This is a genomic window from Bacillus sp. K2I17, from assembly GCF_002209985.1.
Taxonomy (GTDB): domain Bacteria; phylum Bacillota; class Bacilli; order Bacillales; family Bacillaceae_G; genus Bacillus_A; species Bacillus_A wiedmannii.
This window is the reverse complement of record NZ_NJGF01000054.1, coordinates 1-16,989: the sequence shown is the minus strand read 5'-3', so window position 1 is coordinate 16,989 and position 16,989 is coordinate 1. Positions and strand designations below refer to the sequence as shown.

At 32.6% G+C, this 16,989-nt stretch carries 19 protein-coding genes and 2 pseudogenes; 18 read left to right on the top strand and 3 right to left on the bottom strand.

The window, feature by feature from the left end; translation table 11 throughout:
- Positions 1-467 precede the first annotated feature (467 nt).
- The 6 genes from CER22_RS28540 to CER22_RS28515 all read left to right on the top strand — a co-directional run bounded on the left by CER22_RS28540 (position 468) and on the right by CER22_RS28515 (position 5,216).
- Positions 468-1,193, top strand: a complete 726-nt coding sequence (locus CER22_RS28540) for a hypothetical protein (protein ID WP_088610228.1) — start codon at positions 468-470, stop codon at positions 1,191-1,193.
- 333 nt (positions 1,194-1,526) lie between these two features.
- Positions 1,527-2,156, top strand: coding sequence for a hypothetical protein (locus CER22_RS28535; protein ID WP_088610227.1), 630 nt, complete (start codon positions 1,527-1,529; stop codon positions 2,154-2,156).
- Positions 2,156-2,791, top strand: a complete 636-nt coding sequence (locus CER22_RS32740) for a hypothetical protein (protein ID WP_142293591.1) — start codon at positions 2,156-2,158, stop codon at positions 2,789-2,791. Before CER22_RS28535 ends, CER22_RS32740 begins: the two co-directional genes overlap by 1 nt.
- A gap of 343 nt (positions 2,792-3,134) precedes the next feature.
- Positions 3,135-3,518 carry a hypothetical protein gene (locus CER22_RS28525; RefSeq protein ID WP_088610226.1) on the top strand — a complete coding sequence of 128 codons (384 nt, stop codon included), beginning with the start codon at positions 3,135-3,137 and terminating at the stop codon, positions 3,516-3,518.
- A 16-nt stretch (positions 3,519-3,534) separates the two neighbouring features.
- Entirely contained in the window at positions 3,535-4,167 is a 633-nt protein-coding gene (locus CER22_RS28520; protein WP_088610225.1) for a nuclease-related domain-containing protein, read from the top strand.
- Positions 4,168-4,475: 308 nt separating this feature from the next.
- A complete protein-coding gene (locus CER22_RS28515) occupies positions 4,476-5,216 on the top strand; it encodes an epoxyqueuosine reductase QueH (protein ID WP_373452626.1) in 741 nt (246 codons plus the stop codon).
- Between the two features lie 151 nt (positions 5,217-5,367).
- On the opposite strand, the gene CER22_RS33325 is transcribed toward CER22_RS28515, so the two are convergent.
- A complete protein-coding gene (locus CER22_RS33325; protein WP_179211948.1) occupies positions 5,368-5,526 on the bottom strand; it encodes a hypothetical protein in 159 nt (52 codons plus the stop codon).
- A 201-nt stretch (positions 5,527-5,727) separates the two neighbouring features.
- On the opposite strand from CER22_RS33325, the pseudogene CER22_RS28510 reads away from it, so the two are divergent.
- The 8 genes and pseudogenes from CER22_RS28510 to CER22_RS28465 form a co-directional block, all read left to right on the top strand.
- A pseudogene (locus CER22_RS28510) lies at positions 5,728-5,883 on the top strand (helix-turn-helix domain-containing protein); the annotation flags it as partial.
- Positions 5,884-5,946: 63 nt separating this feature from the next.
- The gene (locus tag CER22_RS28505; protein WP_256943753.1) at positions 5,947-6,381 is read left to right on the top strand and encodes a MarR family winged helix-turn-helix transcriptional regulator; all 435 of its coding nucleotides are present in this window, start codon (positions 5,947-5,949) and stop codon (positions 6,379-6,381) included.
- A gap of 54 nt (positions 6,382-6,435) precedes the next feature.
- Positions 6,436-7,632 (top strand): serine hydrolase domain-containing protein, encoded by a 1,197-nt coding sequence (locus tag CER22_RS28500; RefSeq protein ID WP_088610221.1) that lies wholly within the window; start codon positions 6,436-6,438, stop codon positions 7,630-7,632.
- Positions 7,633-8,469: 837 nt separating this feature from the next.
- Positions 8,470-8,936: pseudogene (locus CER22_RS28485) on the top strand (thermonuclease family protein); the annotation flags it as partial.
- 50 nt (positions 8,937-8,986) lie between these two features.
- A complete protein-coding gene (locus CER22_RS28480; protein ID WP_088610220.1) occupies positions 8,987-9,187 on the top strand; it encodes a hypothetical protein in 201 nt (66 codons plus the stop codon).
- A 75-nt stretch (positions 9,188-9,262) separates the two neighbouring features.
- The gene (locus tag CER22_RS28475) at positions 9,263-9,517 is read left to right on the top strand and encodes a hypothetical protein (RefSeq protein WP_088610219.1); all 255 of its coding nucleotides are present in this window, start codon (positions 9,263-9,265) and stop codon (positions 9,515-9,517) included.
- 77 nt (positions 9,518-9,594) lie between these two features.
- Complete coding sequence (locus CER22_RS28470) at positions 9,595-10,026, top strand: disulfide bond formation protein B (protein WP_088610218.1); 432 nt, start codon at positions 9,595-9,597, stop codon at positions 10,024-10,026.
- Between the two features lie 85 nt (positions 10,027-10,111).
- On the top strand, positions 10,112-10,405 hold the full coding sequence (locus CER22_RS28465; RefSeq protein WP_088057985.1) for an ArsR/SmtB family transcription factor: 294 nt from the start codon (positions 10,112-10,114) through the stop codon (positions 10,403-10,405).
- 483 nt (positions 10,406-10,888) lie between these two features.
- On the opposite strand, the gene hfq is transcribed toward CER22_RS28465, so the two are convergent.
- Positions 10,889-11,074 (bottom strand): RNA chaperone Hfq, encoded by a 186-nt coding sequence (gene hfq / locus CER22_RS28460; RefSeq protein WP_088610217.1) that lies wholly within the window; start codon positions 11,072-11,074, stop codon positions 10,889-10,891.
- A 799-nt stretch (positions 11,075-11,873) separates the two neighbouring features.
- Between hfq and CER22_RS28455 the strand changes: the two genes are divergently transcribed.
- Positions 11,874-13,856 (top strand): methyl-accepting chemotaxis protein, encoded by a 1,983-nt coding sequence (locus CER22_RS28455; RefSeq protein ID WP_142293590.1) that lies wholly within the window; start codon positions 11,874-11,876, stop codon positions 13,854-13,856.
- 219 nt (positions 13,857-14,075) lie between these two features.
- Here the strand turns inward: CER22_RS28455 and CER22_RS28450 are convergent, their stop codons facing one another.
- Positions 14,076-14,297 carry a helix-turn-helix transcriptional regulator gene (locus CER22_RS28450; protein ID WP_016090024.1) on the bottom strand — a complete coding sequence of 74 codons (222 nt, stop codon included), beginning with the start codon at positions 14,295-14,297 and terminating at the stop codon, positions 14,076-14,078.
- 293 nt (positions 14,298-14,590) lie between these two features.
- Between CER22_RS28450 and CER22_RS28445 the strand changes: the two genes are divergently transcribed.
- Genes CER22_RS28445 through CER22_RS28435 form a run of 3 tightly spaced genes read left to right on the top strand, consistent with a single transcriptional unit; the run spans position 14,591 to position 16,690 of the window.
- A complete protein-coding gene (locus CER22_RS28445) occupies positions 14,591-14,911 on the top strand; it encodes a hypothetical protein (protein ID WP_088610216.1) in 321 nt (106 codons plus the stop codon).
- A gap of 14 nt (positions 14,912-14,925) precedes the next feature.
- Positions 14,926-16,092, top strand: coding sequence for an FtsK/SpoIIIE domain-containing protein (locus tag CER22_RS28440; protein WP_088610215.1), 1,167 nt, complete (start codon positions 14,926-14,928; stop codon positions 16,090-16,092).
- A 22-nt stretch (positions 16,093-16,114) separates the two neighbouring features.
- Positions 16,115-16,690 carry a replication-relaxation family protein gene (locus CER22_RS28435; RefSeq protein WP_016090027.1) on the top strand — a complete coding sequence of 192 codons (576 nt, stop codon included), beginning with the start codon at positions 16,115-16,117 and terminating at the stop codon, positions 16,688-16,690.
- Positions 16,691-16,989: the final 299 nt, after the last annotated feature.

Below are 16,989 nucleotides of genomic sequence, written 5' to 3'. Positions count from 1 at the left end.
ATCTTCAGTTTTCAAAGAGCAATCTGTACAAGGATATGGTAGCAAACATGTTGGCTTATGCCAACCAACATTCATCTCCCACCTAAAATTGGTGTTTTACACCTTCACAATTTTGAGGAAGGAGTCTTCTGTCGGAAAACGATAAAATCTAGGTAGTTTACAGAGGGGAAAAGGAAGAACTGAGTGATGTATATACTTGGATCTTCCTTTTTTATTGCAAAAAAGAACTGGGGGGCAACTATTATGTGTGTAGAAAATGTTTTAGTGGTGAGATTTTATCCACCCTCACCAACAGTAGGGAAACACTGAATACGGGTAAGTGTATGCTTGTACATAAACAAGATTTTGCATTCTAGGATAAATGGATTGTTGAAGTAGATACTTCTCAAAAGAAAGGGAACGAAAAAGAAAAGTAATCGATGGGCAATTTGAATTCGATTTATTTGCATAATCGAGAGGGGAATACCATGTTTACAAACATTTTTATCGGTATATTTTGTTATGTATTTTTTGTAGTTCGTAATTCAAGAAAAAAATTTCTAATAGAAGAAGCCAAGAGGGAAGAAAGAGAAAATACAACGGTAGAACGTCCCGTTTATTGGTGCCCGAGAGAAAATAGACCTATTGGTAGGGAACAAGAGCGTATGACTGTCCTAACAAAAGAAATCACCTTAGAAAAAGAGGTAGCAGTTATATATGATTTAGTTGCTATTACTGTTCAAAAGAATTTGGGTGAAGAATTTAGTAACAAGTTAGAACAGAAAATTGATGCTGAAGTAGTGGAGCATGTTAAGAGTTTTCACTCTGCTCCTGCTTCTGAAACAGTATATAATAACTCATTTCCGAGTGATGAGGACATACCATTTTCAAGCAATATGGATACACTAGAGGAATTATTAGGATATGAAGATACATTTCCTGAACTAGAACAACTGAAAATCCCACAAGAAACAGCACATGCTACTTCTGTTCAAAATTTAGTGTCAGAAGAGGAAGAATTTCAGGTTGTGATATGGACGGCTAAAGTGGTAGAACGAGAGCAAGAATTTACCTGTGTAATAAACATATCTAATAACAAGGGCTATTGGATTCATACAGGGGGAGAAATATTACCAGAAAATCAACTGCTGTATTTAGAATTAAAAATTGATTCATCGTATTCCTATACATTAGTTAGATGGAGTGGTAGATAACTAGGAAATATCTGAATGTATTTCCTAGTTGTATTTTCTTAGTTAAATAGCATGAAAAACAGCATTTTCTCACTCATTTTTACAAGGATAAAATTTTTTTGTTTTTGTACAAATGAGTGAGATAGAACGATTCACCATATTAGGATATTCGACTATAATGGAACACTGTACATCATTGTAATATTAAAATGTTTTAAGGTTTAGGTGATTAACAGCCTTAAAACAGGAGAATTGAGAACTCTCCGTAATATTCCAATGCTTTAAATAGATAGCATCAAAACATGATTATTGTATGAAAAACTATTTTATCAAATTAAATAGGAGTGATAATATATGGCAATTGATCATATAAACAACAACGTAGTAGAAAAATTAGAACAAGCGGTGCGCTATGAAAAGAAACAAGTTCAGTTATTACGTGTAAGTAAAAGTAGTTCTAATATACACGCTTACATGATTTTTCCGGAATTCTCGGTAGTTAAAATTTCCAATACCGAACTGGATGAATATATAGAAAATCTATCAATAAGCTTGAAATATGTCATTGATCGGAGGTTGAGTCAACAAGAAATAGAAAAACAAAATCATTCTTTCATTATGACATGCACAGTTGAGGAGGATGGAGTGATAGATGATGAAACTATTCATTTTAATACGACGTATGTTAAACCACCAACAATTGCAAATAAAGTATTTAAGTTAGTGTGTGGATTAGGCAATCGTTTAGATAGCTTAAGAGAGTTACATCTTACAGTATTAAATAATAATATTAATCGAATTGAAATTGGATTTTACAATGAAAATGAAACACATATGGCAGTAGAGAAGGAAGAAATCGCGAATGCAATTATGGGGGCATATACAAAAGCAAATATCTATTATGCGGCAGATCTCTATTATGTTGCAGAAGGAAATCAAATCAAATTAAAGAGCGTTAAACCAAAATTAGCGGGGGATGTGTGATGAAACAAGAAAAAAGGATGATAGGAGTCTTATGTACGCTTGTTTTAATGGCTTTACTTTTTATCCCCTTACAAGCAGCTCAGGCCTCTGTAAAAGTAGATTTTAATGAATTAAAGGGAAATGATGTTTCGTCATCCTTTAAAGAGGGGTTAAACAATCGAACGAAAATAAAAGAGAAAGATGATTCATTTGGCTCATCAATCATACAAAAGATTGAAGGTTTGTATGCACCGGCTTTTAAGGTAGGAGTAAATATCTTTTCTATTTCATTCGTATTAGGCATTATTGTCATGGTAATGGCGTTAATTACAAAGAATGGCCAGTGGATGAAGTGGGCAACTGGAAGTATGATTTTCTCATTTATTAGTATGATTTCCCTGAGACTAAGTGTGTACTTCTTGTTCAGTTCGGATGTATTTTCGTTTATGAACATCTTTACGGATTTTTTAAACCTGTTTAAAGCAACAGCACTTATTTTCACACCGTTTATGTTAATCGCAGGTATTCGTTTAAGAAAAATTCATGAGAGTACGAAACAGCCAGAGTATTACCGTTGGTCCAACCGTGTTATAACGGGTTCTTGTTTGCTGTGTATGTTAGCCGTACTCGCTCCATGGTTATTTGCTAATATGTGAAAAAATATATATAAAGATGGAAAAGGTACTGAATCTACATTCAGTACCTTTTATCTATCTATTTGTTTTCTTCTTTCATATTCTTCAAGTATTTCCGGCGATATAGGAGATAATATGCCACTTAGAAATACAGTTGTATTTTTGCAGGTGAAAAGGTTTGAAAAAACTGAATCTGTTTCTTGTTCTGTTACCGTATTATCTACTATAAGCTTTAACATGTCTATTACAATCCTCTTTAGGCTAGTTCGTAAATTAATAGAGATGTATCATATCATGCTTATAATTGAATGTGAATATTTCCCGTTTAAAAATAACCTGATTTATTTTGAAAGGACTGTTTGTTTTGAAAAGAAATCGAGAATATAATGTTTTGCGAAATTCCATTTTAATCGGTTGGCTGCTCACAATTATTGTTATGGGTCTATCTGTCTATTTTTCTTCCATTATATATTTATTAATCGGATGTTTCATTCTGTCGCTAAAATACGGATTAATGGGCACAATAAAGAATGTAGAAAACCGTTTACCTACCTGGGCTAACTTTGGAGTCATTGAAAAACCAGTAAATAGAAGGGTAACTAGACCCTTTCAGTTTCGGGGTGGGCTCCTTGTTTCTTTAGCATTGGGATTCGTCGAGATGGTGATAAAAGGCTTATGTATCTCATATTTTATTTTAGGGTTAGAAACGTATGTATATCGTTTGATGCGCAGAAACGCAAGAGTGTGAAAAGGAGGCTTTTATTATGAAAGTATTGATATTCGAAGTGATTCTCATTGTGATTCTGATTCCTTTGAACATTGTTTTAAAAAAACATGTACCGAAATGGAAAGCCGGGGAAAGACTAGTAAAACGTATATTGGGCAAATTAGATCCCAAAAGTTATTATGTGTTACATGATGTGACGGTTCATACGGAGTATGGTGATACAACGCAAATTGACCATATTGTTATTGCGGAAACAGGTGTATTTGTTATAGAGACAAAGAACTACGAGGGCTGGATCTATGGAAGTGAGAAATCAGCCAGATGGACACAGGGTATTTTTAGAAAGAAATCCTCTTTTCAAAACCCATTTCGACAAAATTATAAACATATAAAAGCAATTGAATGGGTGATGGAACAACAGCTGCCGTGTATCTCTATTGTGGCGTTTCATCCAAAATGCAGTCTAAAAAGGGTAAATGTTCATTCGAAAGATAAACATATCTTATATTATAACGATCTGAAAAAATGTATTGAATCTTATATTGATCTGAAACTAACAAAAGACGAGGTTGAGCATATCTACCAAACTATTTTGCGAGCTAATATTACAGGTAAGGATATTGAGAAGAAACACGTGAAGTATTTACAGAATAGGTTCGCTAAACAATAAGAAACGGAGAAAGGAACAATGTTATATATAATAGGATTTTTGGTAATCATCGTAGTAGTTATTCGTCTTAACGTGAAGTATTATCAGTTAAAAGGTAACCCAAAAGATTTTGTGATGAAAAAGAATGATTAAAAATATATTGTAGACATAAAGGTAATAGACTACGTACATTATTTGGACCGTCATCAAAAGTCCATAAAAACCGTTTTAAGACTGATAAATAGATAAGTATAACTATATTTGTATTTATGGATGCAAATGATAAAATAGATAAATAAAAATAAATAGGAGGTTTAGTTGTGAAAGAAGTGTTAGATGTTGAAACGTATTTACAAAAAATGAAGAATCAAAAAATAAATTATGACAAAGTATTAAGAAAAATGATTAAAGATTGGGACGCAAGGAACGAAAGACCAAAAGTGTTACTTCATTCGTGTTGCGCTCCTTGTAGTACTTCTTCATTGGAATTTCTTGCAGAACATGCAGATGTTACAATCTTCTTCTCAAATTCAAATATCCATCCGAAAAGTGAATACATGCGACGCTCTAATGAACAAAGAATTTTTGTAGACAAGTTTAATGATCGTACAGGGCACACAGTAGGATTTATGGAGGATGAATATCGTTCAAATGTATTTTTTAAAATGGTAAAAGAAGAAGGTTTGGCAGAAGAGCCAGAAGGTGGGCTTCGTTGTTCAGCTTGTTTTGATATGAGATTGGATCGTTCAGCTGAGGTAGCACAGGAAAGGGGATTTGATTACTTCGGCAGTGCAATTACTCTTTCTAAAAATAAAAATAGCCAATTAATAAATGAACTTGGAATTGGTGTGCAACAAAATTATGATTCACGTTATTTACCAAGTGATTTTAAAAAAAGTAATGGATATCAACGCTCAATTGAAATGTGTAATGAATATGATGTTTTCCGTCAATGTTATTGTGGATGTTCATTTGCAGCGGAAAAACAAGGTATAGATTTACGAGCGGTGAACAAAGATGCAATAAATTATTTGAAAGAAAATAATCTTAGTTTGAAAAAAGAGATTTAATCGTGAAAAATTTGATGTGAAATTAACCTATGATCTACAAAAGAAATGCATTATGTTTTTAAATGATAAATATAAAAAGCTAAAATAGTTCTGCAATAACTCCTTACTGGTTAAATTTCTAGAAAAGAAAAAACCAATAAGGAGTGTTTTCTTAATCTCGCATTGCCCCTGCTTCTCGGGAAGTCATTGCTCCTTGTCCCGCTCTTACATCGTTCTGAATTTCTTGTTTCACTTTTTGTGCATCAGTTTCAGCAAAATCTGGTTTCATAATAGAACCAGTGCTTTTTATAGCTTTTTTATGACCTTGCATACAAATCCTCCTCGATTTAACGTTTAACAACATTATTATTTACAAAAATATACTCGATATTCTCGATGAATTGAACATGTTTCATGTAAAGTACAAGGCAGGAAGGCATCGTAATTGTTCGACACATATAAAGTGTAAATTTACCATATGAAGAATATACGTTTTGTGTAATAGTCATATATCGAAAGGGATGTGGATGAAATGATGATTAATAAAGCCTATAAGTTTCATATCTATCCAAATCAAGCACAAGCAATTCTAATCAACAAAACGATTGGTTGTTCTCGCTTTGTATTCAATCATTTCCTTTCCCTATGGGATTACGCATACAAAGAAACAGGGAAAGGTTTGACATATGATTGACGTTTAACAAATCACTTGATAATATATTAGGTATCTAACATGTTGGTGGGTGATTTTTTGTCTTTATATGAACAAGTTAAACGCGTTAATGAAGCTGAATATACAATAAACCGCTTGATATATAAACATTACAAGCAATATTTAAATAGTGGCATTACAACACAACAAGCTGTTGTATTAGATATTGTATATTTAGCGAAACGTATTACGGTCGGCGAAATTGCGATTGAAATGAATATAAGCTCTAGCGCGGTTAGCCAATTAATAGCGAAATTAGAAAAGAATAAATATATCAAACGAGAAATTAATCTTCAAAATCGACGTGAAATATATATAACGTTAGATGAAAATGGATTGGAGTATTTTTCGAAGCAAGATTATGTAGAACAGCAAATTGCAGATAAAATTTACAGCAAACTTTCATCAGAAGAGCTAGATGAATTTGAAAGAATTGTTGATAAATTAAGGGGAATTGTGATGAAGGAATTATAAAAATCCCTTCACGTCTAATATGTTAGATATCTAATTTGTTTAGGGGGATAAAATATGAGGGGTTTACTTGAAAATATCGCTTTTAACGGTGCAGTTTATTATGAAAAAAACGGACAAATCAATCAGTATTTTCATGGTTATCAAGAACTCGAAAAGAAGCACCTTATTAACAAAAATACACAATTTAATCTAGCATCATTAAGTAAAATGTTTACAGCGGTAATGACGTTTCAGCTAATTGAAAAAGGACAGCTACAGTTAGAAGATAAAATTACATGTTGGTTTAACGTACCATATTTTACAGAAGTAACAGTTGCAGAATTACTTACACACACATCTGGTATTCCAGAGTATATCACGGAAGATTTAACAATAAGTGTTGAAACATTTATCGAAGGAGTGCTACCACAATATACATCAAATGAGCATTGGTCTTATAGTAATACGAATTATGTTTTACTTGCCAAAATAATTGAAAAAGTGAGTGGTTTATCGTATGAAACGTATTTGCAACAATATATTGCAGAACCATTAAATCTTACTCATATGACCACGCAACCCATAAAGCAATTTGTAGCGCAAGGTCAAACGTTTAATTATGAGGAGCAACAATATAAAAAGGTGCTTGATGACCCATATTTACACGAAATCGAAAAATATAATAATCAATATGGTGACGGTGGTATTTATGCAACAGTCGCAGAGGTAGCGAAGTTTTTAAAAGCATTACAGCAAGGTCAGTACATTAGCAAAGAGATTGTTCAATTTATGTTAACACCGACAGAAGTCAATAATAATTATAGTTATGGTTTTATCATTCAAAATGAGTGGGTTGGCCATACAGGTGGATGGCTTGGTTGCTCAGCACAAGCGTTTATGAATATATCTACAGGGGAAGTGATTGTGTTAGCGACGAATCAAGAAGTGTTTCCTCAATATGAACAAGAAATTATGCATTACTTAATGGGAATACAATATGCTGTAGAAGCACCAAAATATGTGATGACTTTACCGCTCACTATTAAAGATGATATTACGGGTTGCTATGAATTAGCAGATGGACTTGGCACAAGATTTACAATTAAAAAGGATGTACAATTTATAATTTCATTTGAACATCAGTTGTCTGTGCCACTTTTTAAAATAGATGAGTCATATTATTGGATACGTAATACGATGAGTTATGTAGATGATGCGAAGCATTTATTTATCGATGAAGGTGTTGAAATACCATATCAAAAAGTCAATTGATATGGTCAGGAAGGTTCTGTTGTGAACTACTCGCCACTTAGCGAAGCTTGAAGTGGCGAGTAGTTCCCCGAAGAAAGTAACCTTTAGATTCCTTGAGCGTTATTTCGGGGGGTTACACCTAGATGTCCAACGCATGGACGCTCTTGTGGTAAGGTTGATATTTTACACAGGAACCGAATGGCTTGGTTTTCGCACTCTATTTTCTTACTACAACCTCCTATATCAAGTTATCAAAGAACTTCATATAGCTCCTACTTTGCCAAACCGAAATTCATCTCCCATCTATCGTTGGGTTACGCCCTTCACACGCTTGAGGAAGGAGAATTCTTTCGGGGAATACTTTAAAATATCACATGTATAATTCCCCTTATTCCTTTTTCTAGAGTGTCGCCTCAGTTAGACAACTTTTCAACAGGTTTTTCAAAGTCATCCATTTTTGTTAAACAATATGATATTGATGATCAGTATAAGTTATCAGTTTGCGCTATGCATAATAGCTTTTCTGCTAATCCTCAACATGTTAATTTTTTTAGTATAGTGAAAGAAATAATGGGTAAAAAGATATTATTTTAGTAGCAGGTGATCAATTGGATTAACAAATTGTTTATATGAATGTAGGTATGAAACCATCCTCACCTACAACTGTTTTATAATTATTAATTTTGTATATAAAATTAATTAGATTTATGATATGATGAAAGTATCAAAATACTTCTAAATCTATCTTGCAAAAGGACACACCTACGCATACATATGCCATCGGTGTGTCCTTTTTTGTTTTCTATAAGTTTCTGAAAAAAGAGCGGGAACGGGAATTGTTTATAAGTAACATATCAACAATTAAAAGGCTTAAAAATAGTTAAAGGAAAGGTAGCTAAAGGATGGAGATACGATAGACCAGATCATAAATAGGCAGAACCGGACTGTAAGATTGCTCTTAATGGATACCCCGGATTCTGTATCTCCAAATAATTCCACCACAAAAGATGGGAAAAGAAGCATCCTTATTTCTAAAGAAACAATTATATGGAAAAAGTGTAACATTGGTCTATGATTGTGGACGAAAATAGGACAAGTATGGTAGGGAATTGGCATATGTATTTTGTGAAGAGATACATATCAGCGAATTAATGGTCAAATCAGGATATGGGACTGTAGCTTACATTTCAAAACCTAACACTTTACTATTTCCACAAATGCTAGAAATTGAAAAAGAAGCAAAGGCATCAAAGATTGGTGTGTGGAGCATTAAAGGATATGTGGATGAAGAGAAACATCATTATAACCGTAATGATGCGACCTAGCACCCAATCTATTGCAATATAAATATTCGTACAAAATGGAGGTTTTTTGAATGAATGAAAACAAAAGAAATATGCTCTTATCCTTTATTATTTCAATTTTATTTATTTTCGCGAGTCTATTACCTTTTAGTAGTAATGAATATGTGTATGCTATCTTCAAAATTGGTGCTGCAGCTGGTGTAATAAATATTGTTATGATGAGCGTCTTCTTGTATTTTCAAATCAAAAAAACGGGACATTTATTAAATTAATAAAGTGAGATTTAATAGTTTTCCATACCTTTTCTTTTTAATAAGGGTATGGAAAACCAAAAAGGAGTGCGAAAAGTGAGTCAAGTACCTGGATTTTTGAAGTTTGTTTTAACGAAAGAAAGACGGTATGTATATTTAGCGGTAGCAAAAAAGAAAAACAAAAGGGTGAATACACATATTGTATATAGATTTGGCCCGCTAGCAAAAGCGTTAGAAGCCATGTATGTAACGCGTGATGATTTTGAGAATCTTTTCCCTTTAGAATTAAAAGAGAAGGGTTATGACTGGGAAGGTATCAAAGATTGGATACTGTCTACTAAAACGGGGTAACCGAAACACGGAAATAAACCAGTCATATATTAGCAAACGTTTTACATTCTAAATAAGACAGGTGAGGGGAATATAGGATGTCAATCATTCGAAAGTATCAAATTGCAATTGCTTGGATGACAGCTACTAGTGCAACAATCATAAGTTTGGTTTTTAGTGAATGGATGAAGCTGCCTCCATGTGATTTGTGCTGGTATCAAAGGATGGCCATGTATCCACTAGTATTAATATTAGGTATAGGTATGTTTAGAAAAGATCCATACGTAAGTACATATGCATTTCCATTTGTATGTATTGGCCTATTAATAGCCGTTTATCAAATCACGATTCAGGCTTTTCCTACAAGTGAATTGAAGATGTGTTCAGTAGGAGTTTCTTGTACAGAAGATTCCTTGAATTTGTTTGGCTTCATCTCGATCCCTATGCTATCTTTTGTTGGATTTTTAGCCATTATAATACTTCTTTATGCAAAACCCCACAAAGATAAAGAAGAGCAAAAGGGTCAGTGATTATGAACTATATGTACTCGTACAATTATAAAACACTCATAAATTGATATTAAAAATAATGAAGGTAGAAAAGGAGAAATAAAATATGACAGAGATGCAAATAAGTAAAGAAATGCACAAAATTCCAGAGGCGGATGTAGAATTATTGAAGATTATGGCTCATCCAGTTAGATTACAAATTGTGAAAGAATTAGAACATCGTAAAGTTTGTAATGTGACACAGTTAACGGAGTTATTAGAAGTGCCTCAATCGACTGTATCTCAGCATTTATCTAAGATGCGTGGGAAAATTCTTCGTTCGGAAAGAAGAGGGTTAGAGATGTACTATCATATTGTAAATTCCAAAGCATGCCAGATTGTTAGTGTGCTAGGTTTATAAATAACTTAAGCTAAATAGTAGGTTACGAGAATAAAAATGAAACAAGGGCAGCTATGCCAGGCTACCCTTGTTTTATTTGTGATTTTGCATATATTTCTGCGCATTTAGTATAGCAAACATTATTCTTTTCTATCAAATAAAAAGAGCCTGTATGCACAGGCCAAAATTATGTATGAAAAAGAGATCATGATACCTGACCTTTTTTTCATACAAGGGTTTAGAGATTAGTTGCTATTAGACTCATACTCATTTTATGTTTAATGGTTAGAATATTCAATCTAATTATTTATTTCTCAATATGTTTTATTTGTTTTTATATTATAATATACCTAATTCTTTTTATTTATGTATCTCTTTATATTTTCCTGGGGTGGATCCTTTTAATAAGGATTCCTTTTTTATTGCTTTATACAATATAATATAATTCAAATTTAATTTTAAAGTGAAGAATATTAAAAATGAAACATCAAAACTTATGGTATTTTATACAGCGACCGTTGAAATTGCTTGCTTATATAGGAATTGTTGTTTTCCATTGCTGGAGATTAGCACTGAAAATTTATCCACAGCAATAATGATTCCAGGTATTCTAACTCCGTTGAGTAGGATAATATTTACTATCCTTTGTTCCGCAATTAATTTTTTATAAAAGTTGTCTTGTGTATACATTAGTAGTTTCCTCCTCTCTTTAAATATTCTAATCTTTTTAAATTCTTCTTATGAATGTAAAAGGAATGGTGTAATTATAACATTTTTAGGATGGATTTTTATAAAAAATAAAAGCCCTTACAATGAAGTAAAGACCTTGGCTAAAATGATAAATTCTGTAATCCCCCGATGTAGACGTAATCGCCTGAAAATTACCAATCTATTATTAGTAATTCATGAAGATGAGAATAATAAAAAATATTTCTTAATTTTAATATTTAAAACTTATGTATACGTGTTACAATGAAGTCCTCCAATTTATTTTATTCTCCTATTTAGAATTTATGGTTTAGTATCCGATAAAACAAAAGTGGCTGTAGTAAATAGATAAATGAATGTAGTGAAGCGGTCAGAGTGGTTAAAAGGTTGTTAAGTATAGTTATTCAAAGAATAAATTAACTTAGTTAAGTTATAGAAAATTTAGTATGGTAAGGATTTCATCCAATGTGAATCGTTCTAAATTAAACTTTTGATTCAATCAAAGCCAAAAATCATCTTTTAACTGAAGTCTATGTTTCCTCCAGTTAATTTAGAATAATTCGTAGTCTTAACATTGCTTACTATAAAAAAATTACATATTTGAAAGGGGATAGATACAGCTTCACTTGTAAAAAATAAATCGCTATATGAGAAGATACACGTAAAGGGATGTAACGGTAATTTCATTTCGAATAATACCATAAATGAATGTAGAAAAAATAAAGGAGCAAACAATTAAATAAACTATATCAGTTGTAAGAATGAAAGGGAGAAGTAGATAGTGTTTAAAATAAAAGAAAGATTGGAACAAATGAAGCTTAAAACGAAGTTGTCTATGGCATTTATTGCAATATTAATTATACCAAGTCTTGTCGTAGGGGTATCGTCTTATGATAAAGCAAGAACAGATCTTAATGAAACAATTCTACAAACCGCGAAAGATAATGTGAGTATTTTAAATAAGATAGTTGATGATGAATTAGAAAATAAACATGTAGATGTAACTCATTTTGCAAAGATACTTACACAAGGTGATTATAATGCTGACCAATTGCAAAATGTACAAAGTAAATTTGATCAATATATACAGTTACATCCAGAGATAGAAACGATTTATACTACATCTAGTAATAATCAATTTATCCATGCACCTGTTGGAAAAATACCAGAAGGATTTAATCCGTTAGAAAGTAGTTGGTATAAGGATGCAGTAAAAGCTAATGGAGAGATTATTGTTTCGTCACCCTATAAATCAAAAGCTACAGGAAATATGGTAATAGCAATTGCAAAACAAAATGCTGATAAAAGTGGTGTCATTGGTGTGGACTTGAATATTGATGATATCGTAAAAACTTCTAAAATGATAAAAATAGGAAAACAAGGCTTTGTATCTATAGTAAGTCAAGATAAGACTATAGTTGTTCATCCTACACTTAAGCCAGGTGAGAAATTAGAGAAATCATTAGCAGATGAACTATACAAGAAAGAAGATGGAGTAATTACTTATAGCCTTAATGGCGAGGATCGAAACATAAGCTTTAAAACAAACAAAAAAACAGGTTGGAAAATAGCTGGTGTAATGCCTATTAAAGAAATTGAAGAAGCTACCAATCCTATTTTTTATAAAACGCTCACTATAATAGGGGCTTCATTGTTGTTAGGTGGAATTGTAATTTTCTTCATTCTTAAATCTATTATTAATCCACTAAGGCAATTAGTTATTTCAGCTCAAAGAATTAGCCGGGGAGATTTAACTGAGAAAATAGATATTCGTTCAAAGGATGAACTTGGTCAATTAGGTGGTAGTTTCAATGCAATGGCAGAGTCGTTGCGTAATTTAATTTCTCAAATTAATACATCTGCAGGACATGTGGCTGCTTCATCTGAGGAACTAACCGCTAGCGTAGAGCAAGCCAGTGTTGCGACAGAACAAATTACAAAAGAAATGGAAGAAATATCTAATAGTGCAGAAGTTCAAAATAATGAAGTTGCGTCTGGAGCGAAATTAATTGGTGAGGTCACGCGTAATATTCAATGCGTAGCTGATAATGCTTCTGAAGTATCGGCTTCATCCTTATACACAAAACAAAAAGCCAATGAGGGCGAACAATTAGTAGAACAAACTGTAACGCAAATGGAGTCTATCCATCATTCTGTTTCTCAATCCGATAATGTAATTAAATTATTAGATAAAAAATCGCAGCAAATCGGAAGTATATTAGAAGTAATTCAAAATATTGCAGCACAAACAAATTTATTAGCATTGAATGCAGCGATTGAAGCGGCTAGAGCAGGAGAACAGGGGCGTGGCTTTGCAATTGTTGCCGATGAGGTCAGGAAGTTAGCGGAGCAATCATCCGAATCTTCAATGGAAATTGGAAGTTTAATTAATGAAATACAAGCAGATGTACATGAGACTGTAAAAGCTATGAATGAAGTAGGAGTTGAAGTGCAGTCGGGGATTCAGGTTGCGAATGATACAAAACAAAGTTTTTATGAAATCTCAAAATCTGCAAATGATATCGTGTCAAAAGTACATGGTATGGTGGAATTATCAAATAAAATGACAAGTGATGTAATGGAAGTCGATACATCAATTAATCAAATATCTATGGCTGTGAAAGAGAATTCTTCAAGTATGCAAACGATAGCCGGTTCATCTGAGGAGCAACATGCTTCTATGGAAGAGATAAATTCTTCAGCAATACAATTAGCACAGATGGCCGAAGAACTTCAAGAATTAATTGGTGGATTTAAGATATAAGTTCAGATTCTAGGATAGAATCCTAGATAGTATGTTTAAGGATAGAAGTTAAAAACCTTATAATGTAGTAAGTAAATATAATATGTATTTTTTATAGAGATTGCACATGCAGATCAACTACTTTAAATGGTAGTTGATCTTTTTTATTAGATATTCATTTTTGAATATCTCTTTCATTAAAGTGTAGTGTTGATACAGTAGTACATATTAAGCGAATTATCACATCCAAAAATCTTCAAAGTCTACGCCGAATCCTTTTCTTTTTAAGGCCCTAATTATCTTTTGACCATTCCCTAATGAAGGCTTGTATTGATTCGAACGAGAGATACGGCTAATTGTATTTTGGTTTACCCCACTCCATTCCTTTAATTCCGTTTGAGTAATATCATTCTTTCTTAAAAATTTACCAAACTTAGATAATGGTTTTCCTAAGCCAAACACTGCGAACACTCCTATTCGTAGATACTCTATTAATCACATTTTTACCAAAGCATGATTTTTTTAAACAAAAGTGTTAATAATGTACAAGCTGTTCGCAATATGATGTATCAAGGTCGCTATCAAAGTTGCTAGCAAACGTATTATCAAGATAGATATCAAATCAATTCGACTTTGTATTGGCAAAGTACATACCAAATTAACTATCAAAGTAATGTTAACAAGGTAATAAGTGAATCACCCCTATGTTTTATAAGTTTTCTTATTCTGTTTATAAAGAGAACGGAGGCATTTAAATGCGAGTATGGAAAGAAAGGATTTTTTTCCGCAAGTTTATAGATCGGTCATACAAAGATAAAGAAAATACAATTCGTAAATACAATTCATTAAGTCCTTTTGCATTCTTTCATATGTCCGATCAAGTGTTAAATACTTATATTGCATTAGGAATAATGGGGACGGTTTTAATTGGGGCAGTCTTGTTAGAAAAGTATTTGGTACAAAATGAACATATATTTGCTGCAAAGTTTTTGAGTGGAAGTATTTATTACGGTATGCGAATTGGGGGAGTTTGCTTGATTGGATATGCATTTGTTCGCATCGTAATCATGTTTTAGGGAGGAATGGAGTAATGAGGATTATAAAGGAGTGGCTTCATACACAAAAGTTAAGAAATCGCCTTATAGAGGTGTTTGTAAAAGCAGGTCTATATACGGAACATCAAACACGTGGAGGGAAATTGCCTATTTATCCAAAGGTACATAAGGTTTCTTCTTCAACAGAAAGCGTGAGATATGTATTTACCATACCAAACGGATTAGATCCACAAAAGATTGAAAAGAAGTGGTTTTGTTTCCAGCAAATATTAGGACGGAATATTACGATTGAAGGGGATGTGAAAAAGTTTGTACTACATGTATTCCATTCAGATACTGGATTAAAACCTTATAAGTACTGTTATAAAGAGTGGCAGTCATTATTAAAGGAATATCGTCTTCCTGTTGTGGTTGGCCGGGATCAATTTGGAAAAATGATTACATACGATATGATTGATTCCAATACACCACACTTATTAATTGCAGGGGAAACGGGAAGCGGGAAAAGTAGTATGGTGCATGTTGTACTTTCCACATTCATTCAATATATGTCACCTGATAAGTTGCATTTGTATCTTGGAGATCTAAAAAATTCTGAATTTCATTTCTTGCGAAGAGTGAAGCATGTAAAAGAAGTTTGTATGGAAGAAATCGAAATGAAAATAATGCTTCAAAAGCTATGGAGGGAAATCAGAGAACGAAGAAAACTTATGGAACAATTTGAGGTTGACCATATTGATGCGTACAACAAATTGAATCCTGATAATCAAAAACCATATATTTTATTGGCTATCGATGAAGTGGCTATGCTTAAAGATGAAAAAGAGTGTATGACTACAATTGAAAAGATTTCAGCAATCGGCCGATCACTTGGAGTCTTTCTTATGCTTAGTATGCAGAGGCCAGATGCAAAGGTTTTAGATGGTAAGTTAAAACTCAATATGACCGTAAGAATTGGTTTTAAATGCGATAGTGCGATTAATAGTAATATCATGGGTACTCCTGGTTCAGAGCATTTAGAGCAATCGGGCCAAATGATATTAAAACGAAATGGATTAAAAAAAGTGCAAGCACCTTATTTGGAATTAAGTAAGGCAAAACAAATTGTTGAACCTTATCGCATGTCTAAAGAAGAGAAAATGCTCCAAATTCCTCTAAAAGAAGAAATTCCTTTATTTGGGGTGTTAGATGATGAGGAGTAGAGATAAGGGAATTTTAAATGATTTGAAGCGATTTAGATGCATGTCTCGTGATGATATTATTGACTTGCATTTTCAAGGTTTAAAGAATGCAGTAACTTGTTGTAATACGGTTATGAAACGATTAAGGAGAGATGGTTATGTTGATGCAAATGTATTACAGCACCCATACATTTATTTTCCACAACCAAGTTCTATCAAAAAAACGAGTCAAAAAATTCCTCATTTCCTTGGTATTGTGGACGTATACAAACAACTTGTCTACTACGAAAATCCTAAACTATTCAAAGTGGAACCTAAGTATGGGAAAGAGTATATGGAGCCAGATGCCTTTACGATATGGCGTAGATCCCCATTTTTTATTGAAGTTCAAAAGTCAGTATACAGTAAAAAAATAATGCAAGATAAGATAAATAGATACGAGTTATACTTCCATAGTCAAGAATGGCACAATGAATCTTGGCAACCGAAAGCTTCTAAATTTTTCCCTTCAATCCTAATCATTACTGACAAACATTACGACGTTCAATCTTCTTATTTCCGCATATTCCAGGCGAATTCTATAGGGGATTTTATGAATAATTTAATAATTAAATCATAAAGAAAGCCTGCGAAGTGCAGAGCTTTTTTCTTTTCAATAATCTATTAAGAAATGTATGATGCTCTATTACAGCAAAGCAGATGTAGTCACCCATCAAATTGATAACGATAATGTCCGTTTGGATATGAATCACAAATTAAGGAAAGTAAATTTCCATCTTGATTTTATTATAATAGGTAATTCCTATTGAAACTATATTTATTATGGTTCTGTTGCAAAGTTTCTTAACAGATAAAAATTTAGGGTGAGTACAATTAAATCTTATGCAATTGTAAGTAATTTTTGCAATTCATTGTACG

Coding starts and splice junctions, on each gene's coding strand:
- CER22_RS32740 (WP_142293591.1), top strand. CDS start 2,156: ATGAAACAAGAAAAAAGGATGATAGGAGTCTTATGTACGCTTGTTTTA.
- CER22_RS28540 (WP_088610228.1), top strand. CDS start 468: ATGTTTACAAACATTTTTATCGGTATATTTTGTTATGTATTTTTTGTA.
- CER22_RS33325 (WP_179211948.1), bottom strand. CDS start 5,526: ATGCAAGGTCATAAAAAAGCTATAAAAAGCACTGGTTCTATTATGAAA.
- CER22_RS28465 (WP_088057985.1), top strand. CDS start 10,112: ATGACAGAGATGCAAATAAGTAAAGAAATGCACAAAATTCCAGAGGCG.
- CER22_RS28470 (WP_088610218.1), top strand. CDS start 9,595: ATGTCAATCATTCGAAAGTATCAAATTGCAATTGCTTGGATGACAGCT.
- CER22_RS28535 (WP_088610227.1), top strand. CDS start 1,527: ATGGCAATTGATCATATAAACAACAACGTAGTAGAAAAATTAGAACAA.
- CER22_RS28480 (WP_088610220.1), top strand. CDS start 8,987: ATGAATGAAAACAAAAGAAATATGCTCTTATCCTTTATTATTTCAATT.
- CER22_RS28440 (WP_088610215.1), top strand. CDS start 14,926: ATGAGGATTATAAAGGAGTGGCTTCATACACAAAAGTTAAGAAATCGC.
- CER22_RS28500 (WP_088610221.1), top strand. CDS start 6,436: ATGAGGGGTTTACTTGAAAATATCGCTTTTAACGGTGCAGTTTATTAT.
- CER22_RS28520 (WP_088610225.1), top strand. CDS start 3,535: ATGAAAGTATTGATATTCGAAGTGATTCTCATTGTGATTCTGATTCCT.
- hfq (WP_088610217.1), bottom strand. CDS start 11,074: ATGTATACACAAGACAACTTTTATAAAAAATTAATTGCGGAACAAAGG.
- CER22_RS28445 (WP_088610216.1), top strand. CDS start 14,591: ATGCGAGTATGGAAAGAAAGGATTTTTTTCCGCAAGTTTATAGATCGG.